Raw genomic sequence first — 23,993 nt, 5'->3', positions numbered from 1 at the left:
ATTTTTTTATAAAAACTCGAATTAACAGGTACGTTTTGTCTTGTTTAGTTTTCAAAGATCATATTGGTGGAGCCTAGCGGGATCGAACCGCTGACCTCCTGCGTGCAAGGCAGGCGCTCTCCCAGCTGAGCTAAGGCCCCATAAAAGATGGTCGGGAAGACAGGATTCGAACCTGCGACCCCTTGGTCCCAAACCAAGTGCTCTACCAAGCTGAGCTACTTCCCGATCTTAATGGCGCGCCCGAGAGGAGTCGAACCCCTAACCTTTTGATCCGTAGTCAAACGCTCTATCCAATTGAGCTACGGGCGCTTATTTTATAATGCCGAGGGCCGGACTTGAACCGGCACGGTAGTCACCTACCGCAGGATTTTAAGTCCTGTGTGTCTGCCAATTCCACCACCCCGGCGTGGATGGTATAAGCGGAAGACGGGATTCGAACCCGCGACCCCCACCTTGGCAAGGTGGTGTTCTACCACTGAACTACTTCCGCATTACAGGATTTCTTTATGTTGTTTGGCAATGCGGGTGAAGGGACTTGAACCCCCACGTCATAAAGACACTAGATCCTAAGTCTAGCGCGTCTGCCAATTCCGCCACACCCGCATGAAAATGGTGAGCCATGAAGGACTCGAACCTTCGACCCTCTGATTAAAAGTCAGATGCTCTACCAACTGAGCTAATGGCTCGCTTTTAAAGCGACTTGTCTATCTTACCATATGAAAGTGGTGCCGGCAAGAGGACTTGAACCCCCAACCTACTGATTACAAGTCAGTTGCTCTACCAGTTGAGCTACACCGGCTTTATCTATCCTAACATTATGTAAGAATAAATATGGTGGAGGATGACGGGCTCGAACCGCCGACCCTCTGCTTGTAAGGCAGATGCTCTCCCAGCTGAGCTAATCCTCCATATTATGTCGTTTCGAATGTCTCTCGATCTGACAAATAGTATTATATAACGATAAGATATTGTTTGTAAAGACTTTTTTAAAATAATTTTTGAATTTATTTTAAAGCTATTTTTTCACATCTTTTCGTTAAGGCACCTAAAGAATTTTACCACTTGTCTCTTCATTTTAAAAGTCTTTTTTTCATTTTTTTATGTTTTTTTGTTAAAAAGGGCATTAATAGCGCTTTTTCAATGTAAAAACAGCTCTTTTAAAGCTGAAAAATGTTTGTTTCATTCCTTAAATCCTCAGATAGCGTGCATATAGAAACGAATTTTTTTATTATTTTATTTTTCCGAGAAACCATTTTGTATATTTGCTTTATATTAAATTGATCCTGGTCATTTTCCAAAAATTCGTCTCAATGTTCCCTTGCCTCATCAAACATTGTGGTGCTTAACTCAAATCTTCCTCCCCTCTCTCATTAGCAAACCAAGATGCCCTTTGCTCTCTTATGTAGGTTTCAATGATCTAGCAGCAAGCGCAGTTCACTACATATGGTTGCCAGAAGAGAAGATCCTTTTTAGACATGTTTACTCTTTCGATGTTGACTCTTAGCAAGATGAGCGAGCGACGAGATTGGATGATAAGAATTTTATAGAATGTCTAGAATTCCAGTGAAGGGGATGAAATGAATGAGTTATTGAGAATGTAGTAAAAGACCACTATTTTCAATATAAATAGATATATCATTTATTAAAACACAAAAAAGACCAATTCCGACTGGAACTGATCTTTTGAAAAGCTTGGCGGCGTCCTACTCTCACAGGGGGAAACCCCCAACTACCATCGGCGCTGAAGAGCTTAACTTCCGTGTTCGGTATGGGAACGGGTGTGACCTCTTCGCTATCGCCACCAAACCTGATGGAGAGAATGTTCTCTCAAAACTAGATAACAATGTTCATTTTTCACATTAGAATATAGGTTAAGTCCTCGATCTATTAGTATCTGTCAGCTCCACGTGTCACCACGCTTCCACCTCAGACCTATCAACCTGATCATCTTTCAGGGATCTTACTTCCTTGCGGAATGGGAAATCTCATCTTGAGGGGGGCTTCATGCTTAGATGCTTTCAGCACTTATCCCGTCCGCACATAGCTACCCAGCGATGCCCTTGGCAGAACAACTGGTACACCAGCGGTGCGTCCATCCCGGTCCTCTCGTACTAAGGACAGCTCCTCTCAAATTTCCTGCGCCCGCGACGGATAGGGACCGAACTGTCTCACGACGTTCTGAACCCAGCTCGCGTACCGCTTTAATGGGCGAACAGCCCAACCCTTGGGACCGACTACAGCCCCAGGATGCGATGAGCCGACATCGAGGTGCCAAACCTCCCCGTCGATGTGGACTCTTGGGGGAGATAAGCCTGTTATCCCCGGGGTAGCTTTTATCCGTTGAGCGATGGCCCTTCCATGCGGAACCACCGGATCACTAAGCCCGACTTTCGTCCCTGCTCGACTTGTAGGTCTCGCAGTCAAGCTCCCTTGTGCCTTTACACTCTGCGAATGATTTCCAACCATTCTGAGGGAACCTTTGGGCGCCTCCGTTACATTTTAGGAGGCGACCGCCCCAGTCAAACTGCCCACCTGACACTGTCTCCCTGCCCGATAAGGGCAGCGGGTTAGAAGGTCAATACAGCCAGGGTAGTATCCCACCGATGCCTCCACCGAAGCTAGCGCTCCGGTTTCCAAGGCTCCTACCTATCCTGTACAAGCTGTACCAACATTCAATATCAGGCTGCAGTAAAGCTCCACGGGGTCTTTCCGTCCTGTCGCGGGTAACCTGCATCTTCACAGGTACTATAATTTCACCGAGTCTCTCGTTGAGACAGTGCCCAGATCGTTGCGCCTTTCGTGCGGGTCGGAACTTACCCGACAAGGAATTTCGCTACCTTAGGACCGTTATAGTTACGGCCGCCGTTTACTGGGGCTTCAATTCGCACCTTCGCTTACGCTAAGCGCTCCTCTTAACCTTCCAGCACCGGGCAGGCGTCAGCCCCTATACTTCGCCTTACGGCTTCGCAGAGACCTGTGTTTTTGCTAAACAGTCGCCTGGGCCTATTCACTGCGGCTTCTCGGGGCTTTAACACCCTAAGAAGCACCCCTTCTCCCGAAGTTACGGGGTCATTTTGCCGAGTTCCTTAACGAGAGTTCTCTCGATCACCTTAGGATTCTCTCCTCGCCTACCTGTGTCGGTTTGCGGTACGGGCACCTCTCACCTCGCTAGAGGCTTTTCTTGGCAGTGTGGAATCAGGAACTTCGCTACTAAATTTCGCTCGCCATCACAGCTCAGCCTTCACGGGAAACGGATTTGCCTATTTCCCAGCCTAACTGCTTGGACGCGGATATCCAATACCGCGCTTACCCTATCCTCCTGCGTCCCCCCATTGCTCAAATGGTGAGGAGGTGGTACAGGAATATCAACCTGTTGTCCATCGCCTACGCCTTTCGGCCTCGGCTTAGGTCCCGACTAACCCTGAGCGGACGAGCCTTCCTCAGGAAACCTTAGGCATTCGGTGGACGGGATTCTCACCCGTCTTTCGCTACTCATACCGGCATTCTCACTTCTAAGCGCTCCACCAGTCCTTCCGGTCTGACTTCACTGCACTTAGAACGCTCTCCTACCACTGTTCGTAAGAACAGTCCGCAGCTTCGGTGATACGTTTAGCCCCGGTACATTTTCGGCGCAGAGTCACTCGACCAGTGAGCTATTACGCACTCTTTAAATGGTGGCTGCTTCTAAGCCAACATCCTGGTTGTCTAAGCAACTCCACATCCTTTTCCACTTAACGTATACTTTGGGACCTTAGCTGGCGGTCTGGGCTGTTTCCCTTTCGACTACGGATCTTATCACTCGCAGTCTGACTCCCAAGGATAAGTCATCGGCATTCGGAGTTTGACTGAATTCGGTAACCCGGTAGGGGCCCCTAGTCCAATCAGTGCTCTACCTCCGAGACTCTTACCTTGAGGCTAGCCCTAAAGCTATTTCGGAGAGAACCAGCTATCTCCAGGTTCGATTGGCATTTCACCCCTACCCACACCTCATCCCCGCACTTTTCAACGTGCGTGGGTTCGGGCCTCCATTCAGTGTTACCTGAACTTCACCCTGGACATGGGTAGATCACCTGGTTTCGGGTCTACGACCACGTACTCATGCGCCCTATTCAGACTCGCTTTCGCTGCGGCTCCGCATCTTCTGCTTAACCTTGCACGGGATCGTAACTCGCCGGTTCATTCTACAAAAGGCACGCCATCACCCGTTAACGGGCTCTGACTACTTGTAGGCACACGGTTTCAGGATCTATTTCACTCCCCTTCCGGGGTGCTTTTCACCTTTCCCTCACGGTACTGGTTCACTATCGGTCACTAGGGAGTATTTAGCCTTGGGAGATGGTCCTCCCGGATTCCGACGGAATTTCACGTGTTCCGCCGTACTCAGGATCCACTCTGGAGAGAACAACATTTCAGTTACAGGGCTGTTACCTTCTTTGGCGGGCCTTTCCAGACCTCTTCGCTTATATCGTTCCTTTGTAACTCCGTATAGAGTGTCCTACAACCCCAAGAGGCAAGCCTCTTGGTTTGGGCTGTTCCCGTTTCGCTCGCCGCTACTCAGGGAATCGCATTTGCTTTCTCTTCCTCCGGGTACTTAGATGTTTCAGTTCCCCGGGTATGCCTTCTCATACTCTATGTATTCAAGTATGGATACTACTCCATTACGAGCAGTGGGTTTCCCCATTCGGAAATCTCCGGATCAAAGCTTGCTTACAGCTCCCCGAAGCATATCGGTGTTCGTCCCGTCCTTCATCGGCTCCTAGTGCCAAGGCATCCACCGTGCGCCCTTTCTAACTTAACCATTTCTTACTTTAGAAAGAATCACTATGTGTGATGAACTTTGCATTGCATTCAATGTGAATGTATTACTTATTGTTATCTAGTTTTCAAAGAACAATCCTGTCTCGCTAGAGACATGTTTGAAGGAATGATCCTTCAAAACTAAACAAGACGAAAAACGTACGCTGCTCCATATATCCTTAGAAAGGAGGTGATCCAGCCGCACCTTCCGATACGGCTACCTTGTTACGACTTCACCCCAATCATCTGCCCCACCTTCGGCGGCTGGCTCCATAAAGGTTACCTCACCGACTTCGGGTGTTGCAAACTCTCGTGGTGTGACGGGCGGTGTGTACAAGGCCCGGGAACGTATTCACCGCGGCATGCTGATCCGCGATTACTAGCGATTCCAGCTTCACGCAGTCGAGTTGCAGACTGCGATCCGAACTGAGAACAGATTTGTGGGATTGGCTAAACCTTGCGGTCTCGCAGCCCTTTGTTCTGTCCATTGTAGCACGTGTGTAGCCCAGGTCATAAGGGGCATGATGATTTGACGTCATCCCCACCTTCCTCCGGTTTGTCACCGGCAGTCACCTTAGAGTGCCCAACTGAATGCTGGCAACTAAGATCAAGGGTTGCGCTCGTTGCGGGACTTAACCCAACATCTCACGACACGAGCTGACGACAACCATGCACCACCTGTCACTCTGTCCCCGAAGGGAAAGCCCTATCTCTAGGGTTGTCAGAGGATGTCAAGACCTGGTAAGGTTCTTCGCGTTGCTTCGAATTAAACCACATGCTCCACCGCTTGTGCGGGCCCCCGTCAATTCCTTTGAGTTTCAGTCTTGCGACCGTACTCCCCAGGCGGAGTGCTTAATGCGTTAGCTGCAGCACTAAGGGGCGGAAACCCCCTAACACTTAGCACTCATCGTTTACGGCGTGGACTACCAGGGTATCTAATCCTGTTCGCTCCCCACGCTTTCGCTCCTCAGCGTCAGTTACAGACCAGAGAGTCGCCTTCGCCACTGGTGTTCCTCCACATCTCTACGCATTTCACCGCTACACGTGGAATTCCACTCTCCTCTTCTGCACTCAAGTTTCCCAGTTTCCAATGACCCTCCCCGGTTGAGCCGGGGGCTTTCACATCAGACTTAAGAAACCGCCTGCGAGCCCTTTACGCCCAATAATTCCGGACAACGCTTGCCACCTACGTATTACCGCGGCTGCTGGCACGTAGTTAGCCGTGGCTTTCTGGTTAGGTACCGTCAAGGTGCAAGCAGTTACTCTTGCACTTGTTCTTCCCTAACAACAGAGCTTTACGATCCGAAAACCTTCATCACTCACGCGGCGTTGCTCCGTCAGACTTTCGTCCATTGCGGAAGATTCCCTACTGCTGCCTCCCGTAGGAGTCTGGGCCGTGTCTCAGTCCCAGTGTGGCCGATCACCCTCTCAGGTCGGCTACGCATCGTCGCCTTGGTGAGCCGTTACCTCACCAACTAGCTAATGCGCCGCGGGTCCATCTGTAAGTGACAGCCGAAACCGTCTTTCATCCTTGAACCATGCGGTTCAAGGAACTATCCGGTATTAGCTCCGGTTTCCCGGAGTTATCCCAGTCTTACAGGCAGGTTACCCACGTGTTACTCACCCGTCCGCCGCTAACATCCGGGAGCAAGCTCCCTTCTGTCCGCTCGACTTGCATGTATTAGGCACGCCGCCAGCGTTCGTCCTGAGCCAGGATCAAACTCTCCGAAAAAGTACAAAACCGAAGTTTTGCTTTTCGCCAGTTTGACTGACTACCTATGATGTATCATAGGATTTTTTATAAAAACTCGAATTAACAGGTACGTTTTGTCTTGTTTAGTTTTCAAAGATCATCTTCGTTATCGCTCGTAAGCGACTTTAATATCTTAACATTTCGCTTTAGTTGAAGTCAAGAACTTTTTTCATTTTCTTTTTTCAACCTCGTTGCTGTTTTGCGGCAACGAATAATAATATACCATCTGGATTCTTTTCTTGCAATAGTTTTTTTGAAAAAAATTTCATTTTATGAAAAATAAAAAGCGCCACAGATCAAATGGCGCTTTTGTTGATGTATTAACGGTTTCTCATTTGCGGGAAAAGCAGTACATCTCTGATTGATGGAGAATTTGTTAGCAGCATGATTAATCGGTCGATACCGATTCCTAGTCCGCCTGTTGGCGGCATGCCATATTCTAATGCTTCAACAAAATCGTCATCCATGAGATGCGCTTCGTCATTTCCTTCTTCGCGTTCTTTTAATTGAGCTTCAAAGCGTTCTCTTTGGTCGATTGGATCATTCAGTTCGGTGAATGCATTTGCATGCTCACGACGCACGATGAATAGCTCAAAGCGGTCCGTGAAGCGCGGGTCTTCAGGATTTTTCTTAGCTAATGGAGAAATCTCAACTGGGTGCCCGTAAATAAAAGTAGGCTGAACCAGTGTTTCTTCTACTTTTTGCTCGAAGAACTCATTGATAATATGACCTACTGTCATGTTTTTTGTGATTTCAACATCGTGATCAGCAGCATGCTGTTTTGCTTCTTCTACAGACATCTCCTGCCAGAAGTCTACACCTGTTGCTTCTTTGACTGCTTCAACCATATGGAGTCTCTTCCATTCAGGTTTTAGATCAATTTGATCTTCTCCATATTGAATCGTTGTTGTTCCTAGTACCTCTTGGGCAATATGAGCAATCAAGTTTTCCGTTAGGTTCATGATGTCTTTATAGTCTGCATATGCTTCATACAGCTCAATCATAGTAAATTCCGGATTATGACGAGTTGAGACTCCTTCATTACGGAATACGCGGCCAATCTCGTATACTTTCTCTAGACCACCGACAATTAGACGTTTTAAATGCAACTCGATCGCAATACGCATATAAAGCGGCATATCAAGTGCATTGTGATGAGTAATGAAAGGACGAGCTGATGCACCACCAGGGATGCTATGCATTGTTGGTGTTTCAACTTCTAGGTATCCTTTTGAATCTAAGTATCTTCTCATTGATTGAATGATTTTGCTTCGCATGATGAACGTCTGCTTACTTTCTGGATTGACAATCAAGTCAAGGTAACGCTGACGATAGCGTTGTTCTACATCTTTTAGTCCGTGATATTTATCAGGAAGCGGGCGAAGTGCTTTTGTAAGAACCTCAAAGCTAGTCGCTTTAATTGAAAGTTCTCCTACATTCGTTTTAAATACGGTTCCCGTCACACCGATAATATCGCCTAGGTCCGAGCTTTTGAATAATTCGTAAGCTTCTTCTCCTACACTATCTTTACGTACATAGATTTGAATTTGTCCTTCTAAGTCTTGAATGTGTGCAAAGCCAGCTTTCCCTTTTCCGCGTTTTGTCATCATACGGCCAGCAATTGTTACTTGAGCTGCTTTTTCTTCTAAGTCTTCTTTTGAAAACTCGTCATATTCAGCAATAATTTGTGCGGATTGATGAGAACGGTCATATCGTTCACCGAATGGATCGATACCCTCTTCTCTCATTTTATTCATTTTGTCACGTCTTACTTGGAATTGATCATTTAATTCTTCGTTATTAAGCCCTTCATTACTCATTTATATCACTCCAATAATGTATTTTGCAGAGAAAAGCAGAAAAACTGCCAGTACGTGCACTAGCAGTGAGCTACAAAAAGAAAGATAGTCTTATCCTACTTTTATTCTTTGAAGCTCTTTTGCCTCGGCTTCGATCGTAAAGTCATCTAGAACTTTTACAAGCTCCGCTCTCGTTTCACTTTGATTGATTTGGTTTCTTACATCTGCATTGCCTCGGACACCTTTTAAGTACCATGCTGCATGTTTTCTCATTTCTCTGACAGCCACATGCTCACCTTTCAGGTCTATGAGTCTGTCTAAGTGAAGTTTGCACACAGACATTTTCTCACGCACATTAGGCTCTTCTTTTAGTTCACCCGTTTCTAAATAATGAACCGTCCGGTAAATCATCCACGGGTTTCCTAGTGCGGCTCTTCCGATCATGACAGCATCTGCACCCGTTTCATCAAGCATACGTTTTGCATCTTGAGGGGTTTTGACATCTCCATTGCCGATGACTGGAATGGAAACAGATTGTTCGACCTCTTTTATAATATCCCAATTCGCTGTTCCTTCGTACATCTGCACACGTGTCCGTCCGTGAAGCGCAACCGCTTGTCCACCTGCTCGTTCAACAGCACGGGCATTGTCGATAGCGAAGATATGGTCTTCGTCCCAGCCCATTCTCATTTTCACAGTAACAGGTTTATCTACAGCTTCTACGACTGCGGATACCATTTCGTAAATCTTGTTTGGATCAAGCAGCCATTTCGCTCCTGCGTCACATTTCGTGATCTTTGGTACAGGACATCCCATATTAATATCAATAATGTCCGCCGTTGTATTCTGGTCTACAAACTTGGCCGCTTCTACGAGCGTGTCCTTTTCTCCCCCAAATATCTGAAGGCTCAACGGTTTTTCACGTTCATCAATGTACAGCATGCCCATCGTTCTGGCATTATTAATCAAGATCGCTTTGTCACTGACCATTTCAGCGCAGACTAAGCCCGCTCCAAACTCTTTCACCGTGAGTCTGAAAGCAGAGTTACACACACCAGCCATTGGTGCGAGCACTACTTTGTTTTTAATTTCGATATCTCCGATTTTAAACATCATGTCCCCTCCTTTCTTCTTCAAGTATTGGTGAAAGTTCTTCCACCGTTATATTTAAAGCATCTGCTATTTGACCAACCATTTGGTTTGTTGGTAATCGATTGCCTCGCTCAATTTCCCCTAAGACAGAGACAGAGATGCCCAGTCTTTTGGCGAACCCTTCCTGAGTATACCCTTTTAGCTTTCGGTATGCACGAATTCTTCTACCCCACATGTCTTTTTCCATATGCTTACACCTTCTTGGTCTGTTACGGCGTTTATCTGGGCTTCGCCGATTTCTGGGCAAATCTCACTCATCGGAACAAGAACGAATAAACGTTCGTACATTCTAGGATGCGGCACTACAAGTTGTTCTGTTTCAATATTTTCACGATTATAAAGTAAAATGTCAAGGTCAGCTGTCCGTGGACCCCACCTCACTTCTCTTGTTCTGCCTAACTCCTGCTCAATTTTCTGAGTCAGTGATAGAAGTTCTTCAGGACGAAGCGAGGTGGAAATCTTCACAGCCATGTTCAAGAAGTCATCCTGATTCTCGTAGCCTACAGGTGTTGTCTCATATATAGATGAAATGGATTCAACTTGAACACCTGGATGTTCGTGAAGTTTTTTGACAGCTTCTTTTAAATAGGTTTCCTTTTTACCTATGTTTGACCCTAAAGCGATATATGCTGTATTGTTCATGCGCGTGATCTCGTCATTTCAATGGCAACGGACTGATAGTGTCCTGGAATTGGCGGATCTGGTTTGATTACTTTTACTGTACATTCTTGAACTGTCGGAAAGTCCTTTAACACTTGGTTTGCAATTCTTTCTGTCAGCGTTTCAACGAGGTTCACTGGGTCCCCTTCTACAATATTTTTGCAGATGTTGTAGAGCTCAGCATAGTTGATGGTCTCATTTAGGTCATCCGTTTGTCCTGCCTTACTTAAATCAAGTGAAGCTGTTAGGTCCACACGAAAGCGCTGGCCTAGTTTATTCTCTTCTGCAAATACACCGTGATAGCCGTAAAATTCCATTCCGTTTACATATACTTTATCGATGATAAGCGCCTCCTTTATTCAGCATGGCATCCATCATTTTTGCCATTCTTGCGATTTCTTTTACATCGTGCACTCGGACCATCGCGCTGCCCTTTTGAATCCCAAGACAGACCGTTGCACCCGTTCCTTCAGTACGTTCTTCAGGCGGCAGGTCTAAAACTGCACCGATGAATCGTTTGCGGGATGTTGCTAGAAGCAGCGGATACCCTAGGTGGCAAAAATGTTCAAGTTCATTCATGACCATGAGGTTGTCAGTTTTATTTTTCGCAAATCCTACACCAGGGTCTAATATAATCATGTCATCACGGACACCCGCTTGTTTTACAATTTGAACACTTTCTTTCAGATCTGCAATCATATCTGAAATCAGATGGGTGTAATTCCGCTCTGGTCGATTGTGCATTAAGATGATTGGCACGTTGTGCTTCGCTGCCACATGCGCCATTTGAGGATCAGCTTTCGCCCCCCATACATCATTAATGATTGAGGCTCCCGCTTTCACTGCCTCATCTGCGACATGGGCTTTATACGTATCAATAGAAATAGGTATGTCCAATTCTTTTGTGATCTTCTCAATGACAGGAATGACCCTTGAAAGCTCCTCTTGCTCTGAGACAAGTGCCGCCCCCGGCCGAGTCGATTCACCGCCAATATCAATAATATGCGCCCCATCTTCTATGAGCTGCGTTGCATGAGCCAGCGCTTTATCAATTTGATTGAATTTTCCTCCATCTGAAAAAGAGTCCGGTGTGACATTTAAAATGCCCATGACCAATGTCTTTTCTTCATAACTAAGGGTATGGTGCTTGGCTTGTATGATTTTAGGCTGTTTTATCAATTGTTGTGTCATTGTGTCCACCTACTCTTTATGTTCTAGACGTTCTTTTGTATATTCTGTTCTCAGCTTGGTCGAAATCGTTCGGTTGTGGTTTTGCAGGACGGTGTCTCCGATATTTTTAAAAGGCACAATTCCCTGAACCGAATTGGTCATCCACGCCTCATCAGCTGAGAGCAAGTGTGAGAGTGGATATCTTCCTTCTATTAGTGGGATCCCCGAAGCTTGCAGCGTTTCGATACAATATCGACGGGTAACCCCGTTTAAAATGCCGGTATCAAGTGAAGGTGTATAGATCACATCTTTTTTTCGCCAAAATAGATTTGACGTAATTCCTTCTGCCACATCGTCTTCTTTTGTTAAAAAGATCCCTTCTACCGACGGATCGTTCCCTACTTCTCTTTTCGCCAGCAGGTTGTTCATGTAATGATGCGACTTGAGCCGTCTTGGACCTTCTGGTGTGTTTCTTCTTGTATCAAGAATGATTCCCTGTTTTTCATCTACTATTGATTCAGGCCGGAAGGGGGAGATCATCACAAAAACAACAGGCTCCTCATAAGGGTCTGCAGAAAATCCATTACCTCTGCCCGCAGAAACATTGAAGCGGATCCTCGCATGACCGTCCGTTATTTGGTTTTGATTGAATAATGTATGAATGATGTCGAGTACAAATGGTTTCTCTATTGTGGATTCGATGCAAAGGTCACGCAATGATTGATTGAGCCTTTCAAGATGCCAGTCTAACAAGAAGACTTGTCCTGCTAGAGAGGTAAATGTTTCGAATACACCGATGCCATATAGAAAACCATGATCAAAAGGAGAAAGAGTCGCGTCTTTCTCCTCTATATACTGACCGTTCAGGTAAATGATCATGCGTTTACTTCATTCCCCTTTTTACGATAGGTTTCAATGAAATTTCTGAGCATTTCTTTACCAAAGGACGTCATAATCGATTCTGGATGGAATTGAACACTTTCAATCGGAAGTTCTTTATGGCGAATGGCCATGAGTTCGCCTTCCTTTGTGCTCGCTGTTCTGACAAAGCACTCCGGTAGCGTCTCGTCTTTAACAATTAATGAATGATATCTCGTTGCGACGAGCGGATTTTGGAGTCCCGTGAAGACACCTTTGCCGTCATGTTCAATCTCTGATGTTTTCCCATGCATTAACCGCTCCGCACGAATGACATCTCCACCAAATACTTGTGCAATGGATTGATGACCTAGACAGACACCGAAGATCGGAATCTTCCCAGCAAAATGTTTAATCGCTTCCATACTAATTCCTGCTTCATCCGGACTGCAAGGTCCTGGAGAAATCATCAGAAAGTCTGGCTTGAGCTCTTCGATTTCTTGAATAGTGACTTGATCGTTTCGTTTTACAATCAGTTCTTCCCCAAGCTCACCTAAATACTGGACCAGGTTGTACGTAAATGAATCGTAATTATCAATCATTAATATCATACTCTGCTCACCTCTAACTCAAAATAGTCTCTTCTTTGCTCAACTGTAATGCTTTTTTCACTGCATAGGCTTTTTTAATCGATTCTTTGTATTCGTGCTTTGGTACAGAATCGATGACAATGCCTGCACCTGACTGCATGAAGGCTCTGCCCCCTGTACAATAAGCCGTACGAATAACGATATTAAAATGCATATCTTGATTGAATCCAAACCAGCCTATAGATCCAGTATAAAGCCCACGCCTTGTCGGCTCAAGCTCTTCTATGATTTCCATTGTTCTCACTTTTGGCGCACCTGTAATTGTGCCGCCTGGGAATACAGCTCTCATGACATCTACTGCATCACAATCATCACGCAGCTCCCCTTGGACATTTGATACAATGTGCATCACGTGTGAATATTTCTCAATGGCCATAAACTCGTTCACCTTGACTGAGCCATAAGTAGACACTCGTCCAAGATCATTCCGCTCAAGATCAACGAGCATTACATGTTCTGCGCGTTCTTTTTCATCTTCAATGAGTTCTTTTGCCAGCGCTTGATCTTCCGCATCATCCTTGCCTCTTGATCTTGTGCCAGCGATCGGTCTTGTTTCGAGCTGAATGCCTTTTTTCTTAATAAGCAGCTCTGGAGATCCACAGACAATTTGGAAATCTGGCGTGTGCAGATATGACATATATGGAGATGGATTCACGTGACGTAATGTTTTGTATAAATGATATGGGTGGGTATGAAGCTGTTCATCTTGTCTAATGGATAGGTTCACTTGGAACACGTCACCGCTGGCGATATATTGTTTAATCGTTTCTACAGCTTCCCCGAAAGCTTCTTCAGTAAAAGGTGCAGCAGGTACACATTCCGAAGAAGACACATTGACAGGTGAATGTGCTGATTCTTCTGATGTGCTTGTCCAGCTTTGCTTTAATTCTTCGAGTCTTTGATGAACTTCACTGACAGGTTCGTCTCCTTCTGTATGAGTCATCAGCCAGAGGACGTCTTTATTATGATCAAAGACAGCGACATCATTGAATACGAGGAAATACAAATCAGGCGTCTTCAAATCATCGATGGACAGCATTTTAAAATGCTCGATATATCTTGCGTAATCATAGCTTAAAAATCCAATCGCTCCACCTTGGAAGTCAGGGTATTCGTCGTTCGTTTCGGTTTGTAGGGTTTGAAACCAATCAGCAAACGCTCTAAAAGGATCTCCCTCTTTGAACAACACCTCATTCTGATAATGGATGGTGGTCATCCCGTCCTTCCCTTTCGCTTTAGCGATCGGATGAATGCCGGCAATACTGTATTCTCCGCCACGTGCACTTTCAAGAAGGACGTGATGTGATTCATGAGCCGTTAATTGTTCGTATCGTTTCAAGAATGCATCTTTCGTAAAAGGAATTTTGATGCCCATCGGCCTACGTTGTGTCATGTTATCATCCTTTTTCATTTTCATTAATCTTATTGTAATGCAATCCAACTTATTTAGAAAATAGTATTTGCTTTCCATCTTCAGAATTCATAAAAAAAACCCAGCAAATGCTGGGGTGTATTGTTTAATCAAATTGATAAAGCGGCGTACTAAGGTAACGTTCACCGTTACTTGGAATAATCGCTAGAACCTTTTTCCCTTTACCAAGCTTCTTCGCTGTTTGAAGCGCTGCATAAATGGCTGCTCCTGAAGATATACCACCAAGGATTCCTTCTTCTTTCGCTGCCTTTCTTGCAAGTTCAAATGCATCTTCGTTTTTCACTTGGATAATGCCGTCATATACTTCTGTGTTCAAGATAGATGGAACAAAGCCTGCTCCGATGCCTTGAATTTTATGCGGACCTGGTTTCCCGCCTGATAGTACAGGAGAATCTGTTGGTTCTACCGCATAAAGCTGAATAGATGGAATGGCTTCTTTCAGGACTTCACCAGCACCTGTAATCGTACCACCCGTACCAACTCCTGCAATAAATGCATCAAGGTCGCCGTCAAACTGTTCAAGAATCTCTTTCCCTGTTGTGCGGCGGTGAATCTCAGCGTTGGCTTCATTGCTGAACTGCTGAGGCATGAAGTATCCGTGCTCTTCTGCTAATTCTTCTGCTTTTTTGATGGCACCTTTCATTCCTTCTGCACCTGGTGTTAAGACAAGCTCTGCACCGTAAGCGCGTAAAAGGTTGCGGCGCTCCTGACTCATTGTTTCCGGCATAACTAAAATCGCATTGATTCCTTTTGCAGCCGCGACCATCGCAAGACCGATTCCTGTGTTTCCACTTGTAGGCTCAATGAGTGTGTCGCCAGCTTTTAATGTACCTTTTGCTTCAGCATCTTCGATCATCGCTAACGCAATACGATCTTTTACACTGCTGCCTGGGTTCATATATTCAAGTTTCAAGTAGACATCCGCACTGTCTTCATCTACTAAACGGTTTAATTTAACGACTGGTGTATTTCCTATTAGTTCAAAAACTGAATTTGCAATACGAGCCATCACTAACACCTCTATCTCCGAGTAATTTTATTGTATTAATATTAAATTATCAATTTCGAAAAATTTTGTCAATGCTTTTAGTCCTGCTCTCCATCGTAAAACCATGTGACTTTTGCTTCTTTCCACAGGGTTTTGACATTCGCCTTTTCACCCAGATCTTCCATGGCGATCTGCCTTTTGATCTGATCTTTGACTTCTTCATAAGAGAAGGAGCGGCCATTTAATTTTTCTTTTAATTGTATGATAGCATAACCATTTTTGATCTCGATCGGCTCTTTCGTCCATTCATCTGGCTTAAGCTTTTGGGCTTCTTGTATGTATAGGGCTGGAATGCTTTCTTGCTCTTCTGTGACAAATCCAAGATCTCCGCCGTAAGGAGAGGTATATCGATCGGTGGATCGTTCAGCTGCTACAGCTTCGAAACTAGATCCGCCCTTTAAATCTTTTAATACACTTTGTGCCTCGTCTTTTGTTTTCACAACAATGTGGCGAATTCGGTATGAGTCATCATATTGATACAAGTCTTTGTTTTTTTCATAAAAGGATTTGGCTTCTTTTTCAGAAACGACCGCATCTCTCGTTAGAAGCTGTTCTAATAAAATTTGATAACGAATCTGCTCTTTCCATTCCTTTTCACTTGTATGACCGTCTTCGTAGAAATTATTAGATACCGCTTTCAGCATCAGCAGCTCACGATTGATCTCTTTTGAAGATACCTCCAGCTTGTTTTCTTTCGCAAGCTGATTGACTACCTTCTGATTAATCATTTGTTCAAGTGTTGCCTTTCCGTAGCGGTCTTCCATTTTCTTTAACCATTCTTGACGTGTGACTTTCTCTTTCCCAATAGAAGCAATTTCTTCACCGCTCTTCCCATTTGAAGAAGCCTGCGACATTTGTGACTTTGTTAATACATATGCAATGACAACGGCATTAATCATGAGCAGAACGAGGATAAATGTCCATACCACTCTTGCTTTCAGTCTCATCTTTCGTCTCCTTTCCATTCTAAAAAGAAAACCCGCTGCTTAGAGCTTAGCGGGTTATTTCTTCACGTAGCTCTTCTAGCTCTTCTTTTGTAAATACATACGTTTCGTTACAAAAATGGCATTGAGCTTCTGCTTGTCCGTCTTGTTCAATCATATCCTCAATTTCGGCTTTCCCTAGGCTGATAATACCGTTGGCAAACCGTTCTTTTGAGCAGTTACAAGAAAATTCGACAGGTACAGTTTCTAAAATTTGAGGTTTTTCACCGAGCACTTCTTCTAAAATTTCTTCAGGAGTCATCCCTTTTTCAATCAGTTTAGAGATCGGTTCAATGGTTGATAATCTCTTTTCGAGTCTTTCGATGACTGCATCTTCTGTTCCAGGCAGCAATTGAATGATGAAACCGCCTGCTGCAAGGATCGAGTTGTCTGGATTGACAAGAACACCCACACCTACAGAGGATGGCACTTGTTCAGAGGAGACCAGGTAATAAGTAAAGTCATCTCCAATTTCACCTGAGACAATTTCCGTTTGCCCTGTAAAGTGGTCTTTCAGTCCGATATCTTTGACAACACTTAACGTTCCAGATGTTCCAACAGCACGTCTAACGTCCAGCTTCCCATGTTCATTTAAATCAAAGTGAACTTGTGGGTTTGAGACATATCCGCGCACCTGACCTTTTGCGTTTCCATCTGCAATGATGGCTCCGATCGGCCCACCGCCTTCAATTTTGACAGTTAATTTATTCTCGCCTTTCAGCATGGCTCCCATCATGACAGTCGCTGTCATGGTTCTGCCGATTGCAGCTGAAGCGGTTGGCCACGTATGGTGTCTTCTCTGCGCTTCGTTGATTGTATCTGTTGTGTTCGCAGCATACGCACGGACTTTCCCGTCATATGCTAACGCTTTAACTAAATAATCCATTTTGATTAAACCCTCCTATAATACACCGACACGATTGCGTTCATAAATTAATTGAAGTCCTTTTAATGTGAGGAACGGATCGACAATATCAATACAGTCTGATTCATTTCCAATCAATGTAGACAAACCACCTGTTGCAATGACTTTCGGTGTTTGTTTGGCTTGTTGCTTCATCCGTTTCACTATGCCCTCGACTTGACCAACATATCCATAAAGGATGCCGGATTGCATCGCACTGATGGTATTTTTTCCAACAATGTGATCTGGACGGACAATTTCAATTCTCGGCAGTTTTGCCGCTCTTGTATATAAAGCCTCTGTTGAGATGGTAATACCAGGTGCAATCGCCCCACCCATGTATTGTTTTTGTTCATTGATATAGCAGTAGGTTGTGGCTGTTCCAAAGTCTACCACAATGAGAGGCGCCCCATACAGGTGAATGGCCGCCACTGCGTTCACAATTCGATCAGCACCGACTTCCTTTGGATTATCACACATAATGTTTAATCCAGTCTTCATGCCAGGCCCAACGATTTGAGGAGTAATGTGAAAATACTTTTCGCACATTCTTTCCAGAGCAAACATCATTGGCGGGACAACAGAAGAAATGATAATCCCTTCTATCTGGTCAAACATCAGCCCTACATAGTCAAATAAGGATCGGATTGCCATACCAAATTCATCTTCTGTTTTATGACGGCTTGTTTCAATCCGCCAATGGTAGTTCAAATCGCCATTATGATAAACACCTAAAACGGTATTTGTGTTTCCTACATCTATCACGAGTAACAACTTCATCACCACTTTGAATAGTGTCTCAAAAAGAGCATTTTTCGACTTTCTATCATACCATACACGAATTGAGTTCCATTTGTAAACAATTCGAAACCGATCCATTCATGAATCGAAATAAAAAAAGCTGCCGGTGAGCCCGACAGCTTTTTATAGAAGGAGATTAGATCTCCTCGTCTTCTTCTTTTTTCTTGATGTTCACTTTCACATCATCGTTTTTCTCTTCGTCATCTGCGTATACACGCTCTGGAAGCTCTCCAGTTTCGTAAAGAGATTTAATTTGTTCAGCATCTAATGTTTCCACTTCTAGAAGAGCTTGTGCGATGATTTCTAGCTTATCTTTATTCTCAGTGAGAATTTGTTTCGCACGTTCGTAGCTTTCTTTGATGAAGCGCTGAACTTCTTGGTCAATTTCATAAGCGATCGCTTCACTATAATTCGGCTCGTTGTTAAAATCACGGCCAAGGAATACTTGACCTCCTTGTGCTTGACCGAATTGAAGTGGACCAAGTTTATCAGACATACCGAATTCTGTCACCATTCTTCTTGCAATACCTGTTGCACGCTGGAAGTCGTTGTGTGCGCCTGTACTTACTTCACCAAACGTAATTTCCTCTGCAACACGGCCGCCGAGCAAGCCGACGATTTTATCAAGAAGCTCTGGCTTCGTTTGGAAATAACGGTCTTCTCTTGGAAGCATGACCGCATATCCGCCTGCCTGACCACGAGGAACGATCGTTACTTTATGCACCATATCCGCTTCGTCTAGGATAAGCCCAATGACGGTATGGCCTGCTTCATGGTACGCCACGATATTACGTTCTTTCTTCGAAATGACACGGCTTTTCTTAGCCGGTCCAGCAATGACACGGTCAGTTGCTTCGTCGATATCACGCATATCAATTTTCTTTTTGTTTTGACGGGCAGCAACAAGTGCTGCTTCGTTTAGTAAGTTCTCAAGATCTGCCCCAGAGAACCCTGGTGTTCTGCTTGCAATGGCTTTCAAGTTGACTGTATCATCAAGCGGTTTGTTTTTCGCATGAACCTTCAGTACTTCTTCACGACCAATGACATCTGGGCGGTCAACCGTAATTTGACGGTCAAAACGTCCCGGACGTAGCAATGCAGGATCTAGGATATCTGCACGGTTCGTTGCAGCAATGATGATAATCCCTTCGTTGGCACTAAAACCATCCATTTCAACAAGAAGCTGGTTAAGCGTTTGTTCACGCTCATCATGACCACCGCCAAGACCTGCTCCACGCTGACGACCCACTGCATCAATCTCATCAATAAAGATTAAGCAAGGTGCATTCTTTTTCGCATTTTCAAACAAATCACGTACACGTGATGCACCGACACCGACGAACATCTCGACGAAGTCAGAACCACTGATGCTGAAGAAAGGAACGCCTGCTTCTCCTGCAGATGCTCTCGCAAGCAATGTTTTACCTGTACCTGGAGGTCCTACTAGTAAAACCCCTTTAGGGATTCTTGCGCCAAGCTCCGCAAATTTACGTGGATCTTTTAAGAATTCAACCACTTCTACGAGCTCTTGTTTTTCTTCATCCGCACCGGCAACATCTTTAAATTTCACACGTTTCTTCTCTTCTGTGTAAAGCTTTGCCTTACTCTTACCAAAGTTCATGACACGGCTTCCACCGCCTTGAGCTTGGTTCAATAAGAAGAAGAACAGGATAAAGATGATGATGAATGGAATGATGGTTGTCAGAACTTGCAGCCATCCATTTGTTTCAGGTGCTGGTTCTACTTTTACATCTGTATTCTTCAGTGCACTGTAAATCTGGTCAACACCTTGACCATCTGGAACATGGGTAATGAAGTATTCATCTTTCTTCGCGCCATCTAATTGACCACGAATTTCATAAACCCCTCTTACAGGCTGGATGGAGATACTCTCCACTTTTCCCGCACTTAAATTTTGCGAAAATTTGCTGTAAGACATGTTCTCAGGCTTTTGATTAGGGGATCCTAACCAACTGACAACCCCTATCACAAGTAATAAAATAAGTATATAAAAAATCGTATTACGAAAAACCCGATTCATTCCTTACCTCCTCCCACAGTAAGCACAACTATGTTCAATAGTATCATAGAAAATCATTCCAACACAACCAATAACCTCATGTAAACGTGTGCTCATTAGCCTTCGTAAACAGATGGTTTTAACACTCCAATATACGGGAGGTTTCGGTAACGTTCGGCAAAATCCAATCCATAGCCAACAACAAATGCATCTGGTACTTCAAACCCAACATAATCTGCTTTGATGTCTGCTTTGCGGCCGCTTGGTTTATCAAGCAATGTCACAATTTTAATGGAGTTTGCTTTACGGTATCGGAAAAGCTCTACCAGATAACTCAAAGTTAACCCACTGTCGATGATATCTTCCATAATTAGAATATCTCTTCCTTCAACAGAAGTATCTAGATCTTTGATGATCTTCACTTCTCCAGAAGATACGGTAGACTTTCCGTAGCTAGATACATCCATAAAATCAAGCTCTAAATATGTATCAATGTGTTTGATCAGGTCTGCCATGAATGGAAGAGCCCCTTTCAAAACACCAATAGCCAGGGGAAATTTACCATCATAATCGCTGGTTAATGTTGCACCCAGTTCCTTCACTTTTAGCTGGATCTCTTCTTCTGAGATCAAAATCTTTTCAATATCTTGTTTCATGCTTTTGCTTGCCCCCTACAAATTTTCGTGCTGTCTATATTGTAATACAATGAGATCGCTGTTTGTCATATCAATTTCTTCAAAAACGGATTTTTTCAGACCTGGGATCCAGATGATTTGATGATCCGAGTCAGTGACGATCGGCCAGCTGTCTCTTTCTGCAAGAGGCACTTTTTTATCAATAAATATATCTTTCACCTTTTTTGATCCATTCATCCCTTTAAGTTTGATTCGATCACCGTTTTTTCGTGAGCGAATGATCAAAGGAAGACGAACATGGTTTTTTTGAAGCAAGAAAAAATGGTTTCCGTTCCGTGCATCCTTCGGAACATGATTTGATACCAAGATAGACTGTCCATTCGGGAGAAAAAGTTCCTCGCCAAACTCACCTTTTAAATGATGAGTATATGACTGATCTATGACAAGCGATCGTTCAAAGGTAAACATACAGTGATCATAAGATTTGACAGCTTGTAAACCTTTTGGCAAATCTAATGATCCAGACGGTTGATCAGTATGAGATAACCAGTCCAAAGTCCCTAGAATATGCTGGTTTGAAAACGCTGATTGAGTGTTTTCATAAAGATAGTTTAATATTAGTTGAATGCCTCTTCTTTGTAAAGGCAAAGGCAGGTCAAGCAAAGGCTTCGTTTTGATCTCAATTTGCTTAGGCGTTTGATTCGTAATGACTTGATGCATTTGATCCTTTGTTAATGCCTGCAAGTACTGCTCATCCTCAGTCAGCATGTCACTTACAAACTGAAAGCTTTCATGCACATGAGGTGCCTCTTCTTTTAACACGGGAAGAACGTGTCTTCTGATCCGGTTTCTCAAGTAGTCATCGGTGTGATTGCTTTGATCAATGACATAAGGAACTTGTTCTTTTTCGCAAGCAGTGAGTACATCATCCTTAGAATATCCAATCAGCGGACGAATCAGCCACCCTTCTTGAAAAGGGCGCTTAGCTTGCATACCTGCGAGTCCTATTCCAACAGTCCCTCTTGTCAGCCTCATCACCATTGTTTCTACTTGATCGTCTCCATGATGTGCAAGTGCTATAAATTGAGCGTTGTACTGTTCCATCAATTGACGAAAGAAAGCATATCTGCACTCTCTTGCAGCTGCCTGTTTGTTTAAGCGGTTTTCTTTTGCATATTGGGTGACCTGTATACGAGCCGATTCAAAAAGGATCTCATGCTCTTTACAGTACGCTTCAACAAATGCCAAATCAGCAAAGGATTCTTCTCCTCTGAACATGTGATCTACATGGGCTGCAATCAGCTGAAAGGAACCTTTTCGACGTTTGTTTAGTTCATGCAGCAAGAGCATAGAATCTGGTCCGCCAGAAACCCCGACAATGACTGTCGTATTTTCAAGGAAAACATCATGTTTTTTCAAAAAAGATTCAATTCTATTCACAACTTCCTCCTCACAAAGAGCAGGTAATTTAAAGATATACATATCCTATCACTTTCATTAGCTCCAAGCAAAGAAGAAGCCTGCTTTTTTACAGCTCTATAATAGGAATAAAACCACATAGGCACAGTAAAGAGCGAGCACACTGCATAAGATGAGAATGGTTTCAAAAAGACCGCCTGATTTTTTGCGTACTGATGTTCTTTTCGCAGCAGCAGCTCTTGATCGTGAAGGTGCGGCCTGTTGATGTTGGGGAACAGCTGGCTTTTGCCTATTTTGCTGTGATGGCTTCTTTTGTCGTGATTTTCTTGAAGCAAGCAATTGTCCTTCTTTCAACATCGCGCTTTTCATGTCTGCCGCTGATTGATATTTGCCTTGGAGAGCCGCTTTTAACACCCTCTCATATCGCTTTAATAAAGGATGTCCTTCAATCGCTCGATAAAGCTGCTTTTCTGGTTCTGCCCCTTTTTTAAATTCTTTTTTATAGGCACAGTTCACCATGACCATACTTAAGGCAAATAGATCATAAGAAGGTTCTGCTTTTCTTGTACCGAAGCCCCAGTAGCCGCGGTCAAAAAACTCGGTGTATTCCTTAATCGCCCTTCCTGCCTTCGTTGTTCCTCCAACATCAATACATCGAATCGTAGCTGGGGGGCCTGAAACGATGAGATTATCAGGCTTCAAGTCACCGAAGATCCAGCCTTCCTTATGTAAGTGAGCAAGGTTAGATAACAGTTGAATCATGAGAACGACGATCCATTCATCGCCTTTTTGCTTCACAAATTCAAGCAGCAATGGCCCTCTGACATACTCCATGACATAAAACGACCGTTTCTCTGACATTCCAGGATAAAGAGCATCATCCATATCATAAAAAGAAGGCCCCATGGTTTTCACAGGAGCCTTTGAAAAGGATTTTAATACATTGACTTCAGATGCAATGAGCATACTGTCATCACTCACTTTAAGGGCCACTTGTCCCTTTGGCGATTCGGCCAGATAAACCACACCGTTCGCCCCTTTTCCCAGCTCTTTTACAATGCGGTAATGTTGATGATGCCACTTTCCCTTTATCATTGTACCTAATGGGATGTTAGAAGCCGAATTCATCATGTTCTTCCTTCGCTTCAAGCAGCCCTTTTCGTGAACGAACTGATTTGAAATGCTGGAGTGCTTCTCGAATTGCTGGTCCTGTCGGTGTAATTCCTCCTGTTGTCAGCTTCGGGAAAATCGATGATAACGAATCGAACCGTGGCGTCCAGTTCAACACAATTTCTGCATCTGAGTTTTTCCCGGGAAATACACACATCCCAAACTGATTTTCACCAATTCTCGAATTTAGACTAATAGAGAGATCGATGAGTGCTTCTTTGACCGTTGGCAACTTAGGTTTCATACTTGCACTCGTATCCACAAGCACAAGCACTTGAAGATGAACAGTCTCACCGAGCTCGTCCACAACCTCCATCACTTCTCCACGCTTATCTGGGGGAAGTTCTTCAATTTCAGTATCTTTGCCAAGAATTTGCTGCAATTCTTTATTCACAACACCTTGTAACGTTTGCGTCATCGCCTTTTTTGTAACCATTTGTACGGTTTGAGACAATTGCTGAACGTAGACAACCTGATGAATGCCTCCGCCTGCTAGAGCAATCCCCTCTACTTCTTTCATCGCTTCATGATCGTGTCTGTTCTCTTCCATAATGCCAATGACATTGACTGTGATCCCTTGCTCCTTTGCCAATGCGGCAATCGCAAGTGGGTCTTCCCCATGATTTGAGCAGCCATCTGTAATCAGTAAGATTTGGTTTACGTGACCTTTTCGCATCTTCATTCCTCCTGGGATTGTAACTGAATGCTTATATCCCCATCATCGCCAGAAGAAATTCATATT

Annotated in this window: 17 protein-coding genes, 9 tRNA genes, 3 rRNA genes and 1 pseudogene; all 30 read right to left on the bottom strand. The window is 44.2% G+C overall.

The window, feature by feature from the left end; all coding sequences use genetic code 11:
* Positions 1 to 64: 64 nt before the first annotated feature.
* The 30 genes and pseudogenes from MHI20_RS13655 to MHI20_RS13510 all read right to left on the bottom strand — a co-directional run bounded on the left by MHI20_RS13655 (position 65) and on the right by MHI20_RS13510 (position 23,927).
* Positions 65 to 140, bottom strand: a tRNA-Ala gene (locus tag MHI20_RS13655).
* An 8-nt stretch (positions 141 to 148) separates the two neighbouring features.
* A tRNA-Pro gene (locus tag MHI20_RS13650) sits at positions 149 to 225 on the bottom strand.
* A gap of 7 nt (positions 226 to 232) precedes the next feature.
* Positions 233 to 309 (bottom strand) — tRNA-Arg (locus MHI20_RS13645).
* An 11-nt stretch (positions 310 to 320) separates the two neighbouring features.
* Positions 321 to 406 (bottom strand) — tRNA-Leu (locus MHI20_RS13640).
* A gap of 12 nt (positions 407 to 418) precedes the next feature.
* Positions 419 to 490, bottom strand: a tRNA-Gly gene (locus tag MHI20_RS13635).
* 30 nt (positions 491 to 520) lie between these two features.
* Positions 521 to 603, bottom strand: a tRNA-Leu gene (locus MHI20_RS13630).
* Positions 604 to 610: 7 nt separating this feature from the next.
* A tRNA-Lys gene (locus MHI20_RS13625) sits at positions 611 to 686 on the bottom strand.
* Between the two features lie 37 nt (positions 687 to 723).
* Positions 724 to 799 (bottom strand) — tRNA-Thr (locus tag MHI20_RS13620).
* Positions 800 to 832: 33 nt separating this feature from the next.
* A tRNA-Val gene (locus tag MHI20_RS13615) sits at positions 833 to 908 on the bottom strand.
* A gap of 782 nt (positions 909 to 1,690) precedes the next feature.
* Positions 1,691 to 1,806, bottom strand: a 5S ribosomal RNA gene (gene rrf, locus MHI20_RS13610).
* Between the two features lie 61 nt (positions 1,807 to 1,867).
* Positions 1,868 to 4,798: ribosomal RNA gene (locus MHI20_RS13605) — 23S ribosomal RNA — on the bottom strand.
* Between the two features lie 182 nt (positions 4,799 to 4,980).
* Positions 4,981 to 6,529 (bottom strand): 16S ribosomal RNA (locus tag MHI20_RS13600).
* The 16S, 23S and 5S rRNA genes sit together here, the layout of an rRNA operon.
* Before the next feature lie 341 nt (positions 6,530 to 6,870).
* Positions 6,871 to 8,370 carry a lysine--tRNA ligase gene (gene lysS / locus MHI20_RS13595; RefSeq protein WP_024719373.1) on the bottom strand — a complete coding sequence of 500 codons (1,500 nt, stop codon included), beginning with the start codon at positions 8,368 to 8,370 and terminating at the stop codon, positions 6,871 to 6,873.
* Between the two features lie 90 nt (positions 8,371 to 8,460).
* Entirely contained in the window at positions 8,461 to 9,462 is a 1,002-nt protein-coding gene (dusB, locus tag MHI20_RS13590) for a tRNA dihydrouridine synthase DusB (protein ID WP_340938958.1), read from the bottom strand.
* Complete coding sequence (locus MHI20_RS13585) at positions 9,455 to 9,688, bottom strand: helix-turn-helix domain-containing protein (protein WP_008341798.1); 234 nt, start codon at positions 9,686 to 9,688, stop codon at positions 9,455 to 9,457. The genes dusB and MHI20_RS13585 overlap by 8 nt, the downstream gene beginning before the upstream one ends.
* Positions 9,640 to 10,143: a 2-amino-4-hydroxy-6-hydroxymethyldihydropteridine diphosphokinase gene (gene folK, locus MHI20_RS13580; RefSeq protein ID WP_135009434.1), complete on the bottom strand. Its 504-nt coding sequence runs from the start codon at positions 10,141 to 10,143 to the stop codon at positions 9,640 to 9,642. Before folK ends, MHI20_RS13585 begins: the two co-directional genes overlap by 49 nt.
* Positions 10,140 to 10,502: a dihydroneopterin aldolase gene (folB, locus tag MHI20_RS13575; RefSeq protein WP_024719372.1), complete on the bottom strand. Its 363-nt coding sequence runs from the start codon at positions 10,500 to 10,502 to the stop codon at positions 10,140 to 10,142. The genes folK and folB overlap by 4 nt, the downstream gene beginning before the upstream one ends.
* Positions 10,495 to 11,352 (bottom strand): dihydropteroate synthase, encoded by an 858-nt coding sequence (gene folP / locus MHI20_RS13570; RefSeq protein WP_024719371.1) that lies wholly within the window; start codon positions 11,350 to 11,352, stop codon positions 10,495 to 10,497. The genes folB and folP overlap by 8 nt, the downstream gene beginning before the upstream one ends.
* A 9-nt stretch (positions 11,353 to 11,361) precedes the next feature.
* Positions 11,362 to 12,210, bottom strand: a complete 849-nt coding sequence (gene pabC / locus MHI20_RS13565) for an aminodeoxychorismate lyase (protein ID WP_061417642.1) — start codon at positions 12,208 to 12,210, stop codon at positions 11,362 to 11,364.
* The gene (pabA, locus tag MHI20_RS13560) at positions 12,207 to 12,800 is read right to left on the bottom strand and encodes an aminodeoxychorismate/anthranilate synthase component II (RefSeq protein ID WP_008341810.1); all 594 of its coding nucleotides are present in this window, start codon (positions 12,798 to 12,800) and stop codon (positions 12,207 to 12,209) included. Before pabA ends, pabC begins: the two co-directional genes overlap by 4 nt.
* Positions 12,801 to 12,813: 13 nt before the next feature.
* Complete coding sequence (locus tag MHI20_RS13555; RefSeq protein ID WP_048002274.1) at positions 12,814 to 14,232, bottom strand: anthranilate synthase component I family protein; 1,419 nt, start codon at positions 14,230 to 14,232, stop codon at positions 12,814 to 12,816.
* Between the two features lie 124 nt (positions 14,233 to 14,356).
* Positions 14,357 to 15,280, bottom strand: coding sequence for a cysteine synthase A (gene cysK, locus MHI20_RS13550; protein ID WP_144668520.1), 924 nt, complete (start codon positions 15,278 to 15,280; stop codon positions 14,357 to 14,359).
* Between the two features lie 77 nt (positions 15,281 to 15,357).
* Complete coding sequence (locus MHI20_RS13545) at positions 15,358 to 16,266, bottom strand: peptidyl-prolyl cis-trans isomerase (protein ID WP_035391546.1); 909 nt, start codon at positions 16,264 to 16,266, stop codon at positions 15,358 to 15,360.
* 46 nt (positions 16,267 to 16,312) lie between these two features.
* A complete protein-coding gene (hslO, locus tag MHI20_RS13540) occupies positions 16,313 to 17,188 on the bottom strand; it encodes an Hsp33 family molecular chaperone HslO (RefSeq protein ID WP_007496169.1) in 876 nt (291 codons plus the stop codon).
* 15 nt (positions 17,189 to 17,203) lie between these two features.
* Positions 17,204 to 17,980 carry a type III pantothenate kinase gene (locus MHI20_RS13535; RefSeq protein ID WP_008341820.1) on the bottom strand — a complete coding sequence of 259 codons (777 nt, stop codon included), beginning with the start codon at positions 17,978 to 17,980 and terminating at the stop codon, positions 17,204 to 17,206.
* 163 nt (positions 17,981 to 18,143) lie between these two features.
* Positions 18,144 to 20,048: an ATP-dependent zinc metalloprotease FtsH gene (gene ftsH, locus MHI20_RS13530; protein ID WP_144668522.1), complete on the bottom strand. Its 1,905-nt coding sequence runs from the start codon at positions 20,046 to 20,048 to the stop codon at positions 18,144 to 18,146.
* Between the two features lie 95 nt (positions 20,049 to 20,143).
* Entirely contained in the window at positions 20,144 to 20,683 is a 540-nt protein-coding gene (hpt, locus tag MHI20_RS13525; protein WP_007496175.1) for a hypoxanthine phosphoribosyltransferase, read from the bottom strand.
* A pseudogene (gene tilS / locus MHI20_RS13520) lies at positions 20,680 to 22,102 on the bottom strand (tRNA lysidine(34) synthetase TilS). The gene hpt and the pseudogene tilS overlap by 4 nt, the downstream one beginning before the upstream one ends.
* Positions 22,103 to 22,198: 96 nt before the next feature.
* Positions 22,199 to 23,209, bottom strand: a complete 1,011-nt coding sequence (locus tag MHI20_RS13515; protein ID WP_340938944.1) for a protein kinase domain-containing protein — start codon at positions 23,207 to 23,209, stop codon at positions 22,199 to 22,201.
* Positions 23,193 to 23,927, bottom strand: a complete 735-nt coding sequence (locus MHI20_RS13510) for a vWA domain-containing protein (protein WP_008341829.1) — start codon at positions 23,925 to 23,927, stop codon at positions 23,193 to 23,195. Before MHI20_RS13510 ends, MHI20_RS13515 begins: the two co-directional genes overlap by 17 nt.
* Positions 23,928 to 23,993 lie beyond the last annotated feature (66 nt).

Origin of the sequence: Bacillus sp. FSL K6-1106, assembly GCF_038005245.1 — a bacterium.
In the GTDB taxonomy this organism is placed as follows: domain Bacteria; phylum Bacillota; class Bacilli; order Bacillales; family Bacillaceae; genus Bacillus; species Bacillus altitudinis.
Note: the sequence above shows the minus strand (reverse complement) of the source record. Positions and strands in the feature narration are given on the sequence as shown.

Excerpts from the sequence above, each read along its gene's own strand:
- pabA (WP_008341810.1), bottom strand. The coding sequence starts at position 12,800 with ATGATATTAATGATTGATAATTACGATTCATTTACGTACAACCTGGTC.
- pabC (WP_061417642.1), bottom strand. The coding sequence starts at position 12,210 with ATGATCATTTACCTGAACGGTCAGTATATAGAGGAGAAAGACGCGACT.
- MHI20_RS13545 (WP_035391546.1), bottom strand. The coding sequence starts at position 16,266 with ATGAGACTGAAAGCAAGAGTGGTATGGACATTTATCCTCGTTCTGCTC.
- ftsH (WP_144668522.1), bottom strand. The coding sequence starts at position 20,048 with ATGAATCGGGTTTTTCGTAATACGATTTTTTATATACTTATTTTATTA.
- folK (WP_135009434.1), bottom strand. The coding sequence starts at position 10,143 with ATGAACAATACAGCATATATCGCTTTAGGGTCAAACATAGGTAAAAAG.
- dusB (WP_340938958.1), bottom strand. The coding sequence starts at position 9,462 with ATGTTTAAAATCGGAGATATCGAAATTAAAAACAAAGTAGTGCTCGCA.
- hslO (WP_007496169.1), bottom strand. The coding sequence starts at position 17,188 with ATGGATTATTTAGTTAAAGCGTTAGCATATGACGGGAAAGTCCGTGCG.
- MHI20_RS13510 (WP_008341829.1), bottom strand. The coding sequence starts at position 23,927 with ATGCGAAAAGGTCACGTAAACCAAATCTTACTGATTACAGATGGCTGC.
- lysS (WP_024719373.1), bottom strand. The coding sequence starts at position 8,370 with ATGAGTAATGAAGGGCTTAATAACGAAGAATTAAATGATCAATTCCAA.
- cysK (WP_144668520.1), bottom strand. The coding sequence starts at position 15,280 with ATGGCTCGTATTGCAAATTCAGTTTTTGAACTAATAGGAAATACACCA.
- MHI20_RS13585 (WP_008341798.1), bottom strand. The coding sequence starts at position 9,688 with ATGGAAAAAGACATGTGGGGTAGAAGAATTCGTGCATACCGAAAGCTA.
- folP (WP_024719371.1), bottom strand. The coding sequence starts at position 11,352 with ATGACACAACAATTGATAAAACAGCCTAAAATCATACAAGCCAAGCAC.
- hpt (WP_007496175.1), bottom strand. The coding sequence starts at position 20,683 with ATGAAACAAGATATTGAAAAGATTTTGATCTCAGAAGAAGAGATCCAG.
- MHI20_RS13555 (WP_048002274.1), bottom strand. The coding sequence starts at position 14,232 with ATGACACAACGTAGGCCGATGGGCATCAAAATTCCTTTTACGAAAGAT.
- MHI20_RS13515 (WP_340938944.1), bottom strand. The coding sequence starts at position 23,209 with ATGAATTCGGCTTCTAACATCCCATTAGGTACAATGATAAAGGGAAAG.